Raw genomic sequence first — 17,309 nt, forward strand, 5'->3', positions numbered from 1 at the left:
CCTACCCCACTTTGTCTAGGAAAACAGTACTTGACCTTATGCATTTGCATAGTCAGTAAGGGAAACTAAATAGGCGTTGCTCGGTGATAGGATGAATTTAAAATCACCAGGTTCTGAAACCACTGATTAACAAGGCTTTCAAAAATGGCGGAAATGCAATCATCCCCAGATTGAGCAACGCCACTAAATAAGTCACAAAACTTTAATGCCTAAACAAGTTAGCACATTATTTTATTTAATCCTCATTCCGAAGCTGTCCTCTCGGCTTTGATCTGGCTTAATATTTGGGGGCCGAGCTTACTGACTATTGCGTCGCACTCATCCGCTCCAGGGATATTACTCATCGCTTTATCAACCTCAGCACCTGCTAACTTCATGGCATTGTAGGCCCGGTAATTGATATAGGAAAGAGCCATCCAACTGAGAGCAGTGCCTTTCACCGTCAGCATTAATCTTTCGCGCATAGCCGGCACTTTAATCGTTTTCTTAAACTTCTCAGCCGCAGATGCACCACCAGAAAGAGACTCACAATGAGCCTGAACACCTTCCCAAAACACTTTTGTATTTGAGAATGCCGTCTTAATCCTACCAAGCACTGCTAGAACAACTTCGAGAGAAGCGAGAGTTTTTTCGACTGTATTCTTGCTAACCTGCGTTGCTGCCAACGTGATAACTACTTTTTCTAATTCTCCAGCTACCTGAGCTTTAAGCTTTCTAAACTCGTAAGCCTTTTCACCTGCTGCCTCTGCACGCGCTGAAAGACTCTCTGCCTGTTTTGCAGCCTTATCACTCACCTTCCCAAGAGAATCAGACAATGCTTTACCAGCTTCTTCGATCTTTTTCCGAGCGTCTGCAAGATTCTTTGATTCTTCCTTCAACCCGTTGATTTGTTCTTCGAGAAGCTCTGCCCTTTTTTTCGCAATATCGAGTTTCTCAACACTGTCTCTTGAACTCTCTAGAGCCTTTACCTTTGCTTTTTCTTTTTCTAGTTTCTTTTCAGCTTCCCCTAGTTGTTTTTTGTTCTCTTCGATAGCTGCTTTATTTTTAGCTTTGCGTTCTGACTGCACAAGAATACTCTGGGCTTTCTCATCAGAGGAAGCTGATGCTTCAGAAACCGGAGCCGCTTCCTCGGATGAACTACCTGCGGATGACTTCGCAAGTGTACCCGCAGTTTTTGCTATTTGAGCCTGTGGACCACCATAAACTGCGACAACACCAGAAGCAACAGAAGCACTTGCCTGAATAAGACCCGACACCACCGTTGCTGCCATATCTACCCACATCGCTTTCCCAGCTTTCTCATCGAGTTTCTCCTGATCCTTATCGTACTTCTCCATCGCCGAAACGTACTCGTCTTTCTTTGCTTTGAGTTCAGCCTGCAATGCCTCCATCTCGGCAATTTTTTTCTCGATTTCTTTTTTTTCAGCAGCAGTAGTGTTTGAGTCATTATTCGCTGCTAATAAAGATTCCTTTGATTGCTTGATCAAGTCATCACATTTCTTGATCAAACGATCGCATTGAGCTGCCATATCCTTAGCCACGGTGCTACACTGCTGTAGCATTTCCATAGCACCGTCAATCAAATCCTGTTGACTAGCTTCGTTTTCGGGCTTCATTGCCTCTTCAAACATCATGACAGCATTAGCATGAAAGTCAACAGCACTCAAGGCAGCTCTGAGGAATGCTCCTGTTGTGACCATACTCATCTTGACAAGATCTTGGTAATCAGATTGCATCCCCAATATAGGGGTTGAGCAGGGCAGTCCTTTTGAGCCAGCGAATGCGAGCCGCAACAAGTCGCTAACCTGGATTAAACTTGTCATGGTTTCATTGACGTTGACGGAAACAAATCCCATTTCCTGCTTCTGCAACATTATCTTCAGTTCACCATCAGTATCAATTGCGTTAATGAGGCTTTTACCTGATGGGTCAGAAGATATCTTCATTACGACTTCTGCTTTATATACTGTTAAAGCAGTTTGCTGACTATCTGTAGGCATTTTTGTGTTCTCTTTTGTTTGACTGTTAATTGAATTAAGCGATGAACGATAGCTAAGGCTTCCTGTAGGAATTTGGAATCCACTCAATGAGGAAATCCAGATGTACAGTGACTTTTTATTTGTCGCTGTGCCAAATTAATGTCATCAAAGGTTTAAAGGCTGAATTTTCTAGCATTCAACTTAGAAGCTCCACAGAGAACTTACAGGCTGTACCAATACAAATTGTTGCAAATCTAAAGTAGGTAAGCCTTAGCTTGATGACAGGAATTTGTCTCAACACCATTTAATTTGTCACTGTACAGCTATGATGCCTTTCAACTAAATGACGATTTCAGAAGTCACTAATCGATTTCAATTGTGAGCTTACTCTCTTTTGTGAGCTTATCCTCTCCCTGAATAACACTTTTAGGTACTTCCCAATCGGGTTTTTTCCCACAGAGTGGACATGAATTTTTCTTTAGCAATGGTTTCAAGCATTCCTGATGAAATGCATGTAATACCCTTTCTCCTGGGGCTATATGCACTAAAATGTCACCGTGATTTGAGCCATACCCTTGCATTAGCTGCTGATGGCAAATTGGGCATTTATTCTCTATTTCCATTTTGTTTCTGTGAGTTTTATTTGTGTGGAAAATCAAACGTTGTTCTTACATTTTTTTGTATCATTCTGTGGGGATACATAATCCCAGAATTGCGCTTCCTGTCCTTGGTCTTTTGCAATGTTAGCAATCATCACTCTCTGGCGTATCCTCAAAAGCAACCAGTCCTTGCTCCTCACCAGAGGCGTAAATTTCTATATCCTCAACTCGATTCGCCCCCCGACTGCGTTCTCGATGAATATCCACGCAGAGATTATGAGTCAGTGTTGTCAGCCAAGCCTTAAAATTAGTAATTTTCCCCGCATACTGTTGCACCTTTTCCCAAGCCTTGAGCATCGCCCGTGAGAGCGCATCTTCAGCATCAGTAGGGTTTCCACCAATCCACTTGATGCAGCATCGGTAAAGCTCATCTCGATACTGCTCCCACAATTGCCAAAAAGCCGCACTAAAGTCATCAGAACTACTACGCCCTGATGAGGAGAAAACTGTTTGAGAAACTACCATAACGTTAGAACTCAACAATCTAATAAATTTGATTGAAATTCGATTTCAGCCTTCTGTATAAAAAGCAACTCACGCATCAAACACAGCTAGACTGAAGTATTGTAGTTATGAAGATTTACAGAGTTTTTTGGCTAAATAGACCAATATAGGTCAATATTGCCTAATTTTCGAGAAAAATGGTCAGAGTCAATAGAGAATAAAAATCTCTTACCTCCTAGCTATTTAAGTATTTTTATATACGATGCTTGTATTTAAGATACTTGAGCGTAATAATTTTTGGTTAAGTTTTTACCATTAGCTATTGTGGTATTTGCTGCTTGTCTTTAAAGTTACTGCCATTTCACTCCTATGTGCCAGTCGGAAAGTCGGATATTAAGGTCGGGTAAAGTCGGATTATATCTAAAATATTTTTTACGGAAAGTATTTATACTGAGAAATGCTCTAATATTTTTACTCTAAATATTTATACTTAGGAATGCTCTCAAGAGAATTCACAAAAAAAGGTGAAGCATCTTATGAGAGGAATTGATGATATAAATACTTAAGTTGAATTATTAATAAGTATTATAAAAATTCTATTTGATTTTTGAAAAAATTACGAGAAAATACGGGTGGGCATAAAAGTCTAAGAGTAGAAAATGATAAAACAGTATCTACAAACGGCAACACTCCCTGGAGCAATGGCGATCGCCTTCTCTACGAGACGCTACGCGAAGGAGGAACGGTAAGCTGAGTCCCTTGGGGACACGCTGCACCAAGGGCGATCGCTAATGAGGAAACTCCAGTAACATACAATACAGCCTGCAAACATCAAAAACCCAGCAAAATGACATCTAACCCCGCATGACATTTGAAGAAGCAATCGAATGGGTAGAATCTACCCTTGAATCCAAAACAGGTAAACAACTAACCGCCCCAGAAAAAGGAATTCTCAAAGCCGCTTGGGAAGATGAAACCTACAGAGATGTTGCTGATAGCTTATACATGAGCGTGGGGCATATTAAAGACTTAGCCTGCCTATTATGGAAACACCTTTCAGACTTACTCGAAAAAAAAGTAAGCAAAAATAACTTTCGCAATTTACTTTTAGAACGAAGCGCCACCCCCACTCAGTCCCCTCTAGAAATCGCAGAAAGCGACACCGATCAAACTGAAGACCCCAAAGGCAACATCTTAATTGTTGATGATCTCATCGAAAACCTGCATTTTTTAAACGACATCTTAAGCAAACAGGGGTACAAAGTTCGCAGCGTCACCAACGGTAATATGGCATTAAGAGCCGTCCGCAAAAATCCCCCGGATGTCATTTTACTCGATATAAAAATGCCAGATATCGATGGCTATCAAGTCTGCTCAATCCTGAAAGCTGACGAAGAAACTTCAAGCATTCCCATTATTTTCCTCAGTGGATTAAACGAAGTTTTTGATAAAGTCAAAGCCTTTCAAGTCGGGGGAGTAGATTACATCACCAAACCCTTTCAAACCGAAGAATTCATCGCCCGCATTCAAACTCACCTCACCCTCCAACAGCAAAAACACGAGCTTCGACGAGAAATCGAGCAACATCAACAAACCGCAGAAATTCTCTACCAATCTCGCGCTCTCCTAGCCAGTGTGCTGAACAGTTCCAGAGATGGAATTGCCGCCATGCAGTCCATGAGGAATATGGTAACTGGAGAAATCGAAGACTTTCGCTATCTATTAGTTAATCCTGTCTTTGCCAAACTCTTGGGGAAAAAACGACAAGAACTCACTAATAATTCAATGCAAAAGAAACTGCTCAATCGACTCACTCCAGGATTTTTTGAAAAGTTAGTGCAGGTGGTTGAAACAGGAGAACCACTCCAACAAGAATTTTTTTGGGAAACGGATATGAAAAAGAAATGCTATGACTTGATAGCAGTTAAGTTGGGAGATGGCTTTTCAATTACCGTGCGTGAGGTGAAAGATTAGGGGAAGTGGGGGCAGGGGAGCAAAGGAGATAGAAAGAGAAGCAAAAAGTTAACGGGAGAGGGTTTTTGTTTCTGCTTATGTTCACGCAAGCGTATTGTCCCAAAAGCGATCGCACTTCCACAATAAATCTACCATAGCAATCCTAAATGAGTTGTGAAAATCGAGAGACTAAGATCCCCGACTTCGTAAAAGTTGTCGGGGATCTTATGGTTAAGACTGAGTTCAGTCCTTCCTGATACTTACCCTGTATTTAAAAATCGAACATAGCCTTTAAATTTACCTCTGCTAAAGGCATATATTTAGGTTAAGTCAGTTTGCGATCGCAAATACAAGGGACTCCTAATTGGGCATGGGGCAATCTGCCAAGCATCATCTGCATCTCATACAAAAAAGATACTAGAATATCAGTGTATTTGCAGTTTATTTCTTGTTTCCAAGTTGGAGTCTAGGAACGCCAGCAACGAGTGTCAGTAGGAGATATTCATTTATGCCAAGATGGAGCGCACAGGAGAAACAAGCGTATCGAACCGAGGTGATTCAACGCGTTACCGCAGCAATGCCCTTAGTAATGCAGGAATATGCCTCAATTAATTGGGAAGAGGAACTCAAAGGCTACCATACCGACCATGAATATTACCCTGACTACATCCACGCTCCCATTCATGGGACAACGGATTCCTACACCAACCCTCAGTCGTGTTTAGCGTGGGATGCGGCGATGGATGCCATTATTCCCCTCAGCCACAATGTTAGTTGCCAGCAGCTGCGCGAGAAAATGGCTGAACTAATTCCTGAAGACACCCAAATTGAGACGGTGCTAGAGCTTGGTGCAGGTACGGCTGGTGGAGCGCTGGCCCTAGCACGACGGTTTTCACAGGCCACTTTTCGCGTTACTGATGTTTCGCCTTATATGCTGGTCATCAGTCAGCACAAGTTTAACAAGGTTGGATTTAGTGAGCGGGCTTCGTTCGAGCAGGTGGATGCGCGTAACACTGGCTATCCTGACAACTCCTTTGATCTTGTCACGTCATCGCTACTCTTGCACGAGACACCTAAAGAGTGGACGCCTAAGATTCTTAAAGAGATGTACCGGATTACCAAACCCGGAGGTTGGGTACTATACGCTGACACCTATCGTGGTGAATACGCCCTGAGCGCTTCTTTTCAAGAACCGTGGTTGGATGACTTTATCCATTTCAACTTTGAGTACGAGTTTGCGAAAGCAGGTTTTACAGAACTCCATTACATTCCCTATGCCGTGGGTTTGTGGTATATGGTTGGCCGTAAGCTAGAAAGGTGAGCTTGCCATAACACAAAAAATCTGGGGTTGCAGAGAAAGCGGGATTATTAGACATCTCCGAAAAAGTAGAGACGTAGCACTGCTACGTCTCTACAAGGGTTCTGGGTAACGCATATTTAATTTCTGGAGATGCCTATTTAGCAACTTCCAAAATTCCCCCCTGCTCCCCCTGCTCCCTTAACTCTCCCTTTTCTCTTGTCGTTCTTTGAGTTTCAGCATGATCTCTGCGTGCATCTCGCGGGTAATTGGGTAAAAATACGTTAAAACTAAGCCACAAATCAAACAAACTGTAGGTATAGGCCCAACAGCAACGCGAATCGCAAAAAGTGCGGATTCCGGTTGGATGGGTGGTGGACTTCCGGCTAAGGATTCTTTGAAACCCGATACTTGCAAAGCATTTCCCACCAAAAACAGTCCGAAAGCTAAACCAAATTTTTGTAGCAAAACCATGAAGCCATAAAAAATGCCTTCTCTGCGTTGTCCGGTTTGGAGTTCATCTAATTCAATCACATCTGGAATCATCGACCAGGGAATTAGATAAGCTGTGGACACGCCAATACCAGCCATAACAGCCATCACATACATCAAAACTATGTGACCAGGTTGTAAGAAAAATAGTCCTGCGGCGGCTATTATCCATAAACTCATTCCCAGAAAATAAACAACTTTTTTGCCGAGTTTTTTACTCAGCGCCCCCCAGACAAATAGCATCAACAGGGCAGTTCCTTGCACTGCAATCAGTAGTGTAGGCACATCTGATTCTTTGAGACCCATGCAATTTACTACAAAATAGGGAATAATACTGGCTGTAATTTGCACACCTAGCCAAGAAAAAAGATATATACCAATAACAAATAGAAAAGGTCGGTTGCTAAAGACAATTTTTAGCTGTTCGGGGAAGGGGAGAGATGCAGGTTCCTCGGCTTGGATGCGTTTGGCCTCAAAAGCCAAGATGCGATCGCGGACTCCAAAAACGCACCAATATAATCCTAAAATCGAAATTACCGTACAAATTGCTGCTAAAAAGACATATCGTTGTTGGCGATCGGCAATTTGGGAAAAAACAATTTGCGCTAAAATCAATGACAGAATGCTACCACCAATGGAAAATGTAAAGCGAAAGGTGTTAAGACTAGTGCGTTCGTCGTAATCTTGAGTTAGTTCTGGAGTCATCGCCGTATAAGGCAAATTTACAACCGTGTAAAAAGACTGAGATATCACCCCAATAATTACGTAATACCAGAATAACGGCCAAACATTATCACTGTGATTTGCACTAAATTGGGGTACAATCCACTGCAAGAAGAAGAAAATTCCAAAGGGAATTGCCCCATAAAACATCCAAGGAAGACGACGACCCCAGCGACGAGATTTCGTTTTATCACTCAGGAACCCAACAAGCGGATCGTTTACACCATCCCAGATTTTGCTAATCATCAAAATGCTGCCAGCTAAACCCGCAGGGATACCAGCGATATTGGTAAAGAAAAACAGGAGATAAAAGACCGAGATATTTGCAGTAATTGCTGGGCCTAAATCTCCTGCACCGTAAGCCAGCTTTGTTTTTAAGTCGAGTTTTTTACTGAGAATATCTCGTTGGGCATCGCCATCAGCAACAGAATCGTTCATAATAACTTGCACTCATACTAAAATATAAAGTTTGGGTAGGCGTAGCCCGTCGTAGACATCGCCTTCAATACTAGTTATCTACCACTCCCGTTAGACTTATGCCAGACCTTTATGTTTCTTGGTCAGATTATCACCAAAAAATTGAACAACTGGCTATTCAGATTTATCAATCCGGTTGGAAATTTAACCAGATTATCTGTCTGGCCAGAGGGGGACTAAGAATTGGAGATATTCTTTCCCGTATATACCAGCAACCACTGGCAATTTTAGCAACCTCATCTTACAGTGGCACTGGCAAGCAAGAAAGAAGTAATTTAATTTTCTCACGCCACTTGACGATGACTGCTGAAAAGTTAGGTTCGCGTATTCTCCTAGTTGATGACTTAGTAGACTCTGGGATCACACTGCAAGAAACTATACCTTGGCTCAAGCAAAATACTGATTCCCCCATTGAGGAAATTCGCACCGCCGTACTTTGGTATAAAGCCTGTTCAGTTATAGCACCCGATTATTATGTCGATTACTTGGCTGAGAACCCCTGGATTCACCAACCCTTTGAACACTACGAGCAGATGAACATCGCAGAACTTGCAGGTAATGTTGAAGATGTGATTGATTCAGCAAGCCCTAATTAAGTAAGTCGGTGCTAATATTTCCAGCTATGTTAAGAAATTTTAATGTAGGGTGTGTTGTCGCCAAGCGCCGCACCGTCAACAATCCCAGGTGCGTTGCTATAAGGCATAACACACCCTACAGCTAATTTATATTTCTTCATATACATTGAATTTTTCTCACCGACTTACTTAGTGCTAACTTTCATCCTTATAAACCTTGCTACGATGTCCAACTTCTACAACATTCACCATTAGAATATCATCAAAAATATCGTATATAACTCGATACTCACCTACTCTAATCCTATAAGCATTCTCTTTACCTTTTAACTTTTTTACCCCGTTTGGAAGGGGTTCTGTGGCTAAATTATCAATTTTAACTTGTATTCGTTCTTGAAGTTCTGGCGATAGTTTTTTAAGTTGTTTTAATGCCCCCTTTAATATTTCAACTTTATAACTCACGCAACTTCCTTTTTTATTTCTCGTTTAAGTTCTTTTTTAGCTTCCTCCCATGACACTGAGCCATCAATCTCAGCGTCTTTTTTTGCTAGCTCATAGGATTTTAAATCTTCATCTTCCTCTTCATCTTCGATTTTTTGAAGTAGTGCATAAATTTCATCTAGAGTACTGTCATAAGCTTGGTTTAACAGTAAGTTGATATCTTTGATTAACTGTTCTCTTTCGTGTGCTGGTTTCATTTTTAATCATCCGAGGGTCGTTTTACTTTTTCTGCCACTGTCTCTAGTTTCCCCTAAAGGCATCTCATGATATCAATTATCCCTATTGTTTTTTTGAAGTCTCCTAACTCCCAACTCCTAACTCCCCAAACTTAGGACTCCACCAACCTTTTGGCGTATTGAAATAAGCCACATCTTTATGTTTGGTGTCCTTACGCGCTTGTGGGTCAGAACATCGCAACATTGTCTTACTCTGCCCTTCTTTGATGTAACTGTACTCCTCTAAAGGTTTCTTACATACTGGACAGGGATATGCCGTAACCTTGATGGGAGGCTTTTGTTGATTCTCAGTTTGGACTGTTTTAGTTTGTGGTGGCTGCCAAGTTTTGTTAAAGTCGCTCCAAAATAGCACGACATTTTCACAGCCTTTTGTGCATTTGAGGAAATATTTCTTTTTAACCTTACTACTGGGAATTTTGGCGAGAAAATTGCTGCATTCAGGGCATCGCGTTTTGGAAGTTTCATATTTGCGCTCATTTATCACATTAGCTTTACCTATTGAGGAACTTGCAACTACAGTTTTAGCTTTGGAGAGCGCTGGTATAAAGTAATTCTGATTCCAACTAGTTAAATAATGCTGCCAAGAATTCTTTCCTTCAGAAATGGCATCAAGAGCATCCTCCATTTTCGCTGTGAATTCCGCCTCTAGTAAATCCGGCAGTGCCTTGAGCAAAAACGCATCAACTTCTAACCCTAACGCTGTCGGTTGCAGATGATCTTTTTTCAACTCCACATAATTTCGTTTTTTTAAGGTAGCAACAGTAGGAGCATAAGTACTTGGGCGACCAATTCCTTTACGTTCCATCAGTTGCACTAATTTTGGTTCGCTATAACGGGGTGGTGGCTGCGTCTGCTTCTGCTCATGTCCAGCATTCTCCAGTTTCAATGCTTGTCCCTGTTGTAATGAAGGTAAAATACTATCTTTGCTGAGATTGTTCCAGTATCGGGCATAACCGTAAAATTCAATCACTTGCCCTCTGGCTGACCAAAGTAAGGAACCAGACTGAGTAATCACCAAAGTTTTACGCAATTGGGCAGCGCAACACTGAGAGGCAATTGACCGTTTCCAGATCATCACATAGAGATTAAACTCATCATCAGGAAGTTCTAAGCGCAATTGAACTGAGGGACGAAATACATCCGTTGGACGAATCGCTTCATGTGCTTCTTGAGCCGATTTGCTACTGCGATGCTTGGCGATTTGCGACGGTACATTCTGCGGGTCATTTTGCTCTAACCATTTGCGGGCGCTGGCACAAAATTCTGGACTCAGCATAACTGAATCTGTTCGCATATATGTGATAAGCCCTGCCTCATAAAGCTTTTGGGCCACAATCATAGTTTTGTCGGGAGCAAACCTCAGCTTTGAACCGGCTGCTTGCTGAAGGCTAGAAGTTGTAAATGGTGGCGGTGGCTGGCGGTTAACAATTTTTCCTTCAAAATGAATCACCTGATGAGGATGTCGCTGTGCTTCTTCTACTAAACGTGTAGCCTCTGCTTCGGAAAGAACACGCTTAGACTCCGGTGTTTCTGGAGTATTACCCACCTTTGCGTCATCGTGAGTTTCAGTTTCTTGGTCTGCTGCATCTTTTGCAGAATCGACCGTCCCTTTGTAAAAAGCTCGTAATCCTTCAGCATAATCTACCCAGACACTCCAGTAATCTTGGGGGACAAACGCCAGAATTTCGTTTTCTCGTTGACAAATTAGGTGCAACGTGGCGCTTTGGACTCTGCCAACACTCTTAGCGCCGTTATTCAATGCCCAAACTAAAGGACTACCCTTGTAACCTACCAACTTATCTAGACAATCTCGACACAGCCCAGCACCGATTAAGTTTTGGTCTAGCTTTCTGGGATTAGCGATCGCACTCTGCACCGCCGATGCTGTAATCTCAGTATAAATTACCCGTTTCGGTTCCCTTAGACCGAGCGTTTCTTTAAGATGCCAAGCGATTGTCTCACCTTCCCGGTCTGGGTCCGTTGCTAAAACAACTTCATCTACCTGCCTCACCGCAGACTTGAGCTTCTGGATTGTTTCTTTCGCTCGTTGGTCACGCGGGACGTAATTGCAGCGTACATTACTCCCGTCCATGACGAAGCCCAAGGAATCGTTTCCTTCATTGCTGAGTTCTCGGATATGGCCACAACTGGCTAGAACTTTCCAATCCGAACCCAGAATTTGACTGAGTTTTTTGACTTTTCCCGGAGATTCCACCACAAGCAGGCGTTTGATCATAGCAACTGCGTTCTCGATGCTCTATGTTGAATAGTTTGTAACAACAAGCAATTCCATAGTAGATTTTAGTATATCTGTATCATCTAGTGCTTTTTCTAGTTTTAAATTTAAGGGTAAAAAACCCGATTTATCTATCAAAACCGGGTTTTTAAGTAATTGTTAATTTATTTCTGAGCAGTACAACAGGGCAATAAAGGCTTGTTCACAACATCTTTAATATCTACTGAATTCAACAAATCTTCCCAATATTTCTCAACTTCAGGATCGTTAGGACGCTGGCGACGTAAATTAGCTAAAGTTCTCAGAGCATCTTCCCAAAATCCAGCTGTTGAAAATAAAACTGCCCGATCTAAGTCTGTGTTTGGTTGCTTTAGCTGAACAGATAGGTTTTCATCTTGCGATCGCACAATTGTACCTTCTACATACGAGTCTTTATCGCGGTTACTATTATCACAAATCATCGAAAAAGTCCAATTATACTCTTTCCCGATTTGTAGAGGTGGCTGATCAGCAGGCACGTTTACACTAACAATACCATTCTGCCCAACAGGTTTAAAAGTTCCCTTATACAATGGGTCAACGTTATCACCATCCCGCAAAACAAATTCTAGTGCTTGTACTGTTGTAGAAGTTTGAGGAACGTAGAAAAAGAATGTCGGACGTTCTGCTGTGGTTCGTTGAGCTTCCTTATCTGTTGGTGTCAGGGGAATCAGATATTGTCCAGCTTGAAAGCAACTTCCCCGTGTTCCTGCTGATCTTACCCTACCAGGTCTACCAGGGACAAAGGCGATCCGATTTCTACCGCGTTGAATGTAACTTGTAACATTTCTAATTGCAGTATTAGCATATCTATCTCCAGGACGTAGCTGCTCTGCTTGCTGAAAATATCCTAAAGCTTTTCGATAGTTTCTCCGTTTGGTTTCATTATAGCCAAGCTGCATATATTGGGTGTAAGCAGTTTTAGCTTGTGCCAGTTGGTAAACTGGCTCTGTTGCCAAAACTTGAGTAGTGTTTACAGGCTCGAAGGCAAGAAAGGCTAAAGCAGCAAGCAAATAGCTTGCCCAAAATCTATGTTTCATGATGTCCATTTCCACTTGTAGTACGTTGCTTGGTCTATATAATACAATAGCCTAAGCTTTACAGTGGCAAGACTTGATGTGTGCTAGTTTTTGGTAAGGCTGAGGTAGCCTTCTGATATCATGTCCGCTTGATTACTTATTAAACTCGAAGAACCCCACCCCGCCTGCAAAGCTATGCTTTGTCTCCCCTCCCGAAGAGCCTATCCATTAGTCACATCTTTCTTAACAATCTTGAAACCTATGCTCTATAACCGTCTTAGACATTTAAGAGTTAGGCATACTTGACAAATTCGCTTTTAATCTTCTCGCTAAAACTGCGTTTTTATTGAGAATAAACAACGAACCAATAAGGGTTATAAAAACCTGAGTCAATACTCTCACCAAATTATTCGGACATGATATGACTTGTTTGCAATAAGATTCCCGACTTCCTTTAAGAAGTCGGGAATCTGAGATGCTAGGTCTCTAGATTATTTTTCACCATATCTCTAATGAGGTACAGCCAATTTTGCATCGACTACCTCAGCATTATCAGCAACAATTTGGCGGAATAAATCGCCTTCAATTGTCTCCTGTTCTGCGAGCAAATCTACTAAACGCTCCAAAACTATCCGGTTTTCTTGCAATAGTTCTTTGGCCTTGATGTAGCAGGTGTTGACAATTTCGCGTACCTGTGAATCAATTTTGGCAGCAATTTCTTCAGAATAGTCTGATTTATTCATCCAGTCCCGTCCTAAAAATACCTCTCCACTTTGATTTTCCAGTGATAATGGGCCTAATTCTGACATACCGAAGCGTGTCACCATCTGCCGCGCCATTCCTGTGACGTGTTGTAAGTCGTTGCTTGCACCTGTGGTCACTTCTGGCTGACCAAAAACAATTTCCTCGGCGGCGCGACCACCCAAAGTAGCAGTAATTCTGGCTTTGAGTTGGGAACGGGAAATTAACCCCTGTTCTTCGTTGGGAGTAAACCAAGTTAATCCTAGTGCTTGTCCCCGTGGAATTAATGTAACTTTCTGCACTGGGTCATGCTCTTTGAGCAACGTACCCACTAAAGCGTGTCCAACTTCATGATAGGCAATTAAGCGCTTGCTCTTGCTGTCTACTAAGGCAGTACCTTCCATACCTGCAACAACTCGATCTACAGCAGCATCAATTTCTAAAAGGGTGACAGCTTCTTTGCGCCTCCTAGCAGTGAGAATGGCAGCTTCATTGAGTAAATTAGCTAAGTCTGCGCCAGTAAAACCAGGAGTGCGGCGAGCGATCGCTTCTAATGATACGCTAGGATCAATTTTCTTATTCCGAGCGTGGACTTTCAAAATTTCCAGTCGCCCTTTAAGATCCGGTGGATCGACCATCACTTGCCTGTCAAAGCGTCCTGGTCTGAGTAACGCTGTATCTAAAACATCTGGGCGGTTAGTGGCAGCAATAATAATTATGCCTGTGTTACCTTCAAAACCATCCATTTCGGTGAGCAGTTGGTTGAGGGTTTGTTCGCGCTCATCGTTACCGCCACCAATACCAGCACCCCGTTGCCTACCTACGGCGTCAATTTCATCGATAAATATTAGGCAAGGGGCATTCTCTTTGGCTTTTTTGAAGAGGTCGCGCACGCGAGATGCACCCACACCAACGAACATTTCCACGAATTCTGAACCGGAAATACTGAAGAATGGTACACCTGCTTCCCCAGCGATCGCTTTTGCTAGTAAAGTTTTACCAGTACCAGGAGGGCCAATTAACAGCACTCCTTTGGGAATACGTGCGCCTACAGCAGTAAATCTTTCTGGCTGTTTGAGGAAAGTCACAACTTCTTCGAGTTCTTCTTTAGCTTCTTCAACCCCGGCGACATCTTCAAATTTCACTCCAGTTTTTGCCTCCATTTGGAAGCGGGCTTTAGATTTACCGAAATTCATCGCTTGGCTAGAAGCATTAGTAGAGCGGCGGAGGAACAGTAGCATAAAAGCCGCCAGTGGCAAAATCCACATGAGATTGAACAACAGCCCAATAGCAGCTCGACTGTTAGCAGATGAAACTTCCCCAAAATCAACATTCTTATCTTTGAGTATGTTAATTAACTCTGTGTTTTGGGCTAGGAGTCTCACCTGTTGCGGTGGTGTATTCTCCTTTTGCCCCTTGAGATAAACCCTCGCTAGCTGTTCGGTTTCATCAAGCTCGACTTTTTGGATTTCTCCCGCCTTTGCTTTCTTGAGCAAGTCGCCATAATTTAGAGAGGTGCTGCTGCTGCTATCTGCTTTTTGTGCCAAGACGGGAGAAGTCGAGAAAATTCCTGGCAACATAATCAAACTAGCAGCGATGCCTAGGGTGGGCAACGCCTTCGCACTAACCCAAGCAAGCCGCTTTGATGACTGCCTTTTTACCAATGCTTTTTTTCCCAAATTTGTCATAATAATTACCCTTTGTCTGCTGGCACAAGTTGAGCTATGGTTTTATGCCTATTCTTCTATCAAAAATTGTAATAACTGGAAATTACACTTTTCTTATCTAGTCTAACTTCCACACAAAACCATTCCCAAGTTTCTTCCAGCGATCGCATGAAGTTGAACAACCAAGATCATTCTTTAGATTTATGCAGCTTTTAACACCAGGTATTGGGTATTGGGTATTGGTCAAAGACTTACTGCTTCTCATCTTCCCCAGTCAGTCCACAGTCATCGGTGAGAGCTTAGGATAAAGTATCTTTTGTCAATCAGTTAAAATACTCAAAATATCTTAAATAAGAATGATAATCGTGTTGAGGGTAGGGGGAGGAGGTGAGCGACGCTCACCTCCTCCCCCTATATTTGATTATCATTATCTTTAAAATGTTTAACTGCTTTTATCGGAGATGAAAAAGTATTGTAACGACGTAAAAAGTGGGCAGCATCGTTAGGTAAATTCAATTATCAAACGAGGTAATGAAAAGTTTGGTCTACCATTATGCCCAAGGGACAAAAATAAAACTCTGACCACCCACACCGACATCATACTCCTACTATAGATAATGAAGCGATTGCTAAACACTTAGAAGCTTTTTCGGAAGCTCAAAAGCCTGGAAGACTTGAAAACAGGGCAACTAGCGGGTAAAATTTGTACAGTTATTGATTTGGTTAATCGTTTACCTGTCGAGGTTTTGTTTCACACAAAACCCGCTGCATCCGAGACGAATTTTTCAGCCCCATTACTGAATTTGCTACCTGCCAAAACTCTGATTTTACTTGACAGAGATTTTTACCATTTGACCGCATTTCTTTGGAGATGATATTTCGCGGTTTGTACCATTTTAGTGTTGCCTATGACAAAGGTAAGGCGGATGACCCTATTAAGTACTTCGCTGCAAAAGAGAATCAAGATTTAGGAGTTGTTAAAGCGCTGCGAAAACCAGTCTCCAAGCTGGATTTATCCCCTTTTCCTGCACCCTCTTGACAAAAGTGCAATCACTCTTACCTCTCACCGATGGTCCACAGTAGATATTACAGCAATTTGAGATCAAATCCACTACAAATATCGTAAACTTTAAAGATGTAAAAAAGAAGATTATTAAGAAATGGCAGCATATTCAATCGACTTACGAAAGAAGATATTAAGTGCGTGGCAAAACAAAGAAGGCACGCAAAGAGAATTAGCAAAACGATTTAAAGTTAGTTTATCATTCATCCGTGACTTCTTGCGTCGGTATCGAGAGACGGGGGAGATAAGTGCCAGACCACAAGGAGGAGATCGCCGCTCGAAGCTCAAAGGTAAAGAAGAAGAATTATTAAAGATAATGGTGACAGAACAAAGTGATATATATTTGCGAGAAATTCAAGAAGCAATAAAAGAACGCACAGAAATAGAAGTAAGTATATCAAGCTTGTCCCGGACTCTTAACCGCTTAAAACTAAAGCGCAAAAAAAAACTTTAGTCGCGACTGAGCAAGCTACAGAAAGAGTACAGGAATTGCGCCATGAATTTCGGCGTTGGTTAGATACTATAGATGTTAAAAACCTTGTATTCATTGATGAAACAGGTGTAAATCTAGCTATGACACGACACTATGGCAGGTGTGAAGGTGGAGTGAGAGTTTATGACAATCGCCCAGGGAATAAAGGTAAAAACATCACTGTAATTGCAGCTATGAGTGATGAAGGATTAATAGCCACTATGACTTTTCCCGGTAGTTTGAACACTGATAGTTTTTTAGTTTTTCTTGAGCAAATATTACTACCTCAGTTGTGGCTAGGAGCAATTGTAGTTATGGATAATTTACCTGTACATTATGCTAATAGTGCAAAAGCTTTAATAGAATCTGTTGGAGCTAAAATTAAGTTTTTACCTCCATACTCACCTGATTTATCACCAATAGAATTATGTTGGTCAAAGTTAAAAGAAATTCTTCGTTCTGCGAAAACTCGCACATTCGATGCTCTTGATGAAACAATCACTATGGCTGTTAATGCTATTACTGATGAAAATGCTCTCAATTGGTTTCATCATTGTGGTCTATTTTTCAGCCCTATTAGATAGCTCTTTCTGTGGTTAGTTTGTTCGCAAATAGCTGTAATTTGATACATTGCAACACACAAATAACAAAAGCCTCCTCAAATTATCATGAGGAGGCTTTTGTTTAAATTATGATCCCTGGCATCGAGCTATTTTTGCGTAGGGCTACCCCTAAA

The 17,309-nt window shown here is 41.9% G+C and carries 14 protein-coding genes and 1 pseudogene; 7 read left to right on the forward strand and 8 right to left on the reverse strand.

From position 1 onward, the window contains the following. Positions 1–242 precede the first annotated feature (242 nt). Together V7K50_RS17535 and V7K50_RS17540 are read right to left on the reverse strand one after the other, a co-directional pair. Positions 243–2,000: a hypothetical protein gene (locus V7K50_RS17535; RefSeq protein ID WP_334962159.1), complete on the reverse strand. Its 1,758-nt coding sequence runs from the start codon at positions 1,998–2,000 to the stop codon at positions 243–245. A 722-nt stretch (positions 2,001–2,722) separates the two neighbouring features. Further along, positions 2,723–3,103: an RNA polymerase sigma factor gene (locus V7K50_RS17540; RefSeq protein WP_334962161.1), complete on the reverse strand. Its 381-nt coding sequence runs from the start codon at positions 3,101–3,103 to the stop codon at positions 2,723–2,725. A 586-nt stretch (positions 3,104–3,689) separates the two neighbouring features. On the opposite strand from V7K50_RS17540, the gene V7K50_RS17545 reads away from it, so the two are divergent. The 3 genes from V7K50_RS17545 to V7K50_RS17555 all read left to right on the forward strand — a co-directional run bounded on the left by V7K50_RS17545 (position 3,690) and on the right by V7K50_RS17555 (position 6,356). Continuing rightward, positions 3,690–3,836 (forward strand): hypothetical protein, encoded by a 147-nt coding sequence (locus tag V7K50_RS17545; RefSeq protein WP_334962163.1) that lies wholly within the window; start codon positions 3,690–3,692, stop codon positions 3,834–3,836. Between the two features lie 110 nt (positions 3,837–3,946). Beyond that, positions 3,947–5,056, forward strand: coding sequence for a response regulator (locus V7K50_RS17550; protein ID WP_334962165.1), 1,110 nt, complete (start codon positions 3,947–3,949; stop codon positions 5,054–5,056). 487 nt (positions 5,057–5,543) lie between these two features. After that, positions 5,544–6,356, forward strand: a complete 813-nt coding sequence (locus tag V7K50_RS17555) for a class I SAM-dependent methyltransferase (RefSeq protein ID WP_334962166.1) — start codon at positions 5,544–5,546, stop codon at positions 6,354–6,356. 177 nt (positions 6,357–6,533) lie between these two features. On the opposite strand, the gene V7K50_RS17560 is transcribed toward V7K50_RS17555, so the two are convergent. Further along, entirely contained in the window at positions 6,534–7,985 is a 1,452-nt protein-coding gene (locus V7K50_RS17560; RefSeq protein ID WP_334962167.1) for an MFS transporter, read from the reverse strand. A 98-nt stretch (positions 7,986–8,083) separates the two neighbouring features. Between V7K50_RS17560 and V7K50_RS17565 the strand changes: the two genes are divergently transcribed. After that, positions 8,084–8,620, forward strand: coding sequence for a phosphoribosyltransferase (locus V7K50_RS17565; RefSeq protein ID WP_334962169.1), 537 nt, complete (start codon positions 8,084–8,086; stop codon positions 8,618–8,620). 174 nt (positions 8,621–8,794) lie between these two features. Here the strand turns inward: V7K50_RS17565 and V7K50_RS17570 are convergent, their stop codons facing one another. The 5 genes from V7K50_RS17570 to ftsH all read right to left on the reverse strand — a co-directional run bounded on the left by V7K50_RS17570 (position 8,795) and on the right by ftsH (position 15,059). Next, positions 8,795–9,061 (reverse strand): type II toxin-antitoxin system RelE family toxin, encoded by a 267-nt coding sequence (locus tag V7K50_RS17570; RefSeq protein WP_334962171.1) that lies wholly within the window; start codon positions 9,059–9,061, stop codon positions 8,795–8,797. Next, positions 9,058–9,297 (reverse strand): hypothetical protein, encoded by a 240-nt coding sequence (locus V7K50_RS17575; protein ID WP_334962173.1) that lies wholly within the window; start codon positions 9,295–9,297, stop codon positions 9,058–9,060. The genes V7K50_RS17570 and V7K50_RS17575 overlap by 4 nt, the downstream gene beginning before the upstream one ends. Positions 9,298–9,400: 103 nt before the next feature. Next, positions 9,401–11,572, reverse strand: a complete 2,172-nt coding sequence (gene topA / locus V7K50_RS17580) for a type I DNA topoisomerase (RefSeq protein WP_334962175.1) — start codon at positions 11,570–11,572, stop codon at positions 9,401–9,403. Between the two features lie 164 nt (positions 11,573–11,736). Beyond that, positions 11,737–12,651 carry a DUF928 domain-containing protein gene (locus V7K50_RS17585; protein ID WP_334962177.1) on the reverse strand — a complete coding sequence of 305 codons (915 nt, stop codon included), beginning with the start codon at positions 12,649–12,651 and terminating at the stop codon, positions 11,737–11,739. A 488-nt stretch (positions 12,652–13,139) separates the two neighbouring features. Then, on the reverse strand, positions 13,140–15,059 hold the full coding sequence (gene ftsH / locus V7K50_RS17590; protein ID WP_334962179.1) for an ATP-dependent zinc metalloprotease FtsH: 1,920 nt from the start codon (positions 15,057–15,059) through the stop codon (positions 13,140–13,142). An 823-nt stretch (positions 15,060–15,882) separates the two neighbouring features. Here ftsH and V7K50_RS30745 point away from each other — a divergent pair. The 3 genes and pseudogenes from V7K50_RS30745 to V7K50_RS17605 form a co-directional block, all read left to right on the forward strand. Beyond that, positions 15,883–16,065 (forward strand): annotated as a pseudogene (locus V7K50_RS30745) (IS4 family transposase); the annotation flags it as partial. Positions 16,066–16,198: 133 nt separating this feature from the next. Then, positions 16,199–16,555 (forward strand): helix-turn-helix domain-containing protein, encoded by a 357-nt coding sequence (locus V7K50_RS17600; RefSeq protein ID WP_334962181.1) that lies wholly within the window; start codon positions 16,199–16,201, stop codon positions 16,553–16,555. A gap of 35 nt (positions 16,556–16,590) precedes the next feature. After that, the gene (locus V7K50_RS17605; RefSeq protein WP_334962183.1) at positions 16,591–17,157 is read left to right on the forward strand and encodes an IS630 family transposase; all 567 of its coding nucleotides are present in this window, start codon (positions 16,591–16,593) and stop codon (positions 17,155–17,157) included. Positions 17,158–17,309 lie beyond the last annotated feature (152 nt).

Origin of the sequence: Nostoc sp., assembly GCF_036917135.1 — a bacterium.
Taxonomy (GTDB): Bacteria; Cyanobacteriota; Cyanobacteriia; order Cyanobacteriales; family Nostocaceae; genus Nostoc.

Excerpts from the sequence above, each read along its gene's own strand:
- V7K50_RS17600 (WP_334962181.1), top strand. The coding sequence starts at position 16,199 with ATGGCAGCATATTCAATCGACTTACGAAAGAAGATATTAAGTGCGTGG.
- ftsH (WP_334962179.1), bottom strand. The coding sequence starts at position 15,059 with ATGACAAATTTGGGAAAAAAAGCATTGGTAAAAAGGCAGTCATCAAAG.
- topA (WP_334962175.1), bottom strand. The coding sequence starts at position 11,572 with ATGATCAAACGCCTGCTTGTGGTGGAATCTCCGGGAAAAGTCAAAAAA.
- V7K50_RS17540 (WP_334962161.1), bottom strand. The coding sequence starts at position 3,103 with ATGGTAGTTTCTCAAACAGTTTTCTCCTCATCAGGGCGTAGTAGTTCT.
- V7K50_RS17565 (WP_334962169.1), top strand. The coding sequence starts at position 8,084 with ATGCCAGACCTTTATGTTTCTTGGTCAGATTATCACCAAAAAATTGAA.
- V7K50_RS17585 (WP_334962177.1), bottom strand. The coding sequence starts at position 12,651 with ATGAAACATAGATTTTGGGCAAGCTATTTGCTTGCTGCTTTAGCCTTT.
- V7K50_RS17575 (WP_334962173.1), bottom strand. The coding sequence starts at position 9,297 with ATGAAACCAGCACACGAAAGAGAACAGTTAATCAAAGATATCAACTTA.
- V7K50_RS17550 (WP_334962165.1), top strand. The coding sequence starts at position 3,947 with ATGACATTTGAAGAAGCAATCGAATGGGTAGAATCTACCCTTGAATCC.
- V7K50_RS17555 (WP_334962166.1), top strand. The coding sequence starts at position 5,544 with ATGCCAAGATGGAGCGCACAGGAGAAACAAGCGTATCGAACCGAGGTG.
- V7K50_RS17560 (WP_334962167.1), bottom strand. The coding sequence starts at position 7,985 with ATGAACGATTCTGTTGCTGATGGCGATGCCCAACGAGATATTCTCAGT.
- V7K50_RS17535 (WP_334962159.1), bottom strand. The coding sequence starts at position 2,000 with ATGCCTACAGATAGTCAGCAAACTGCTTTAACAGTATATAAAGCAGAA.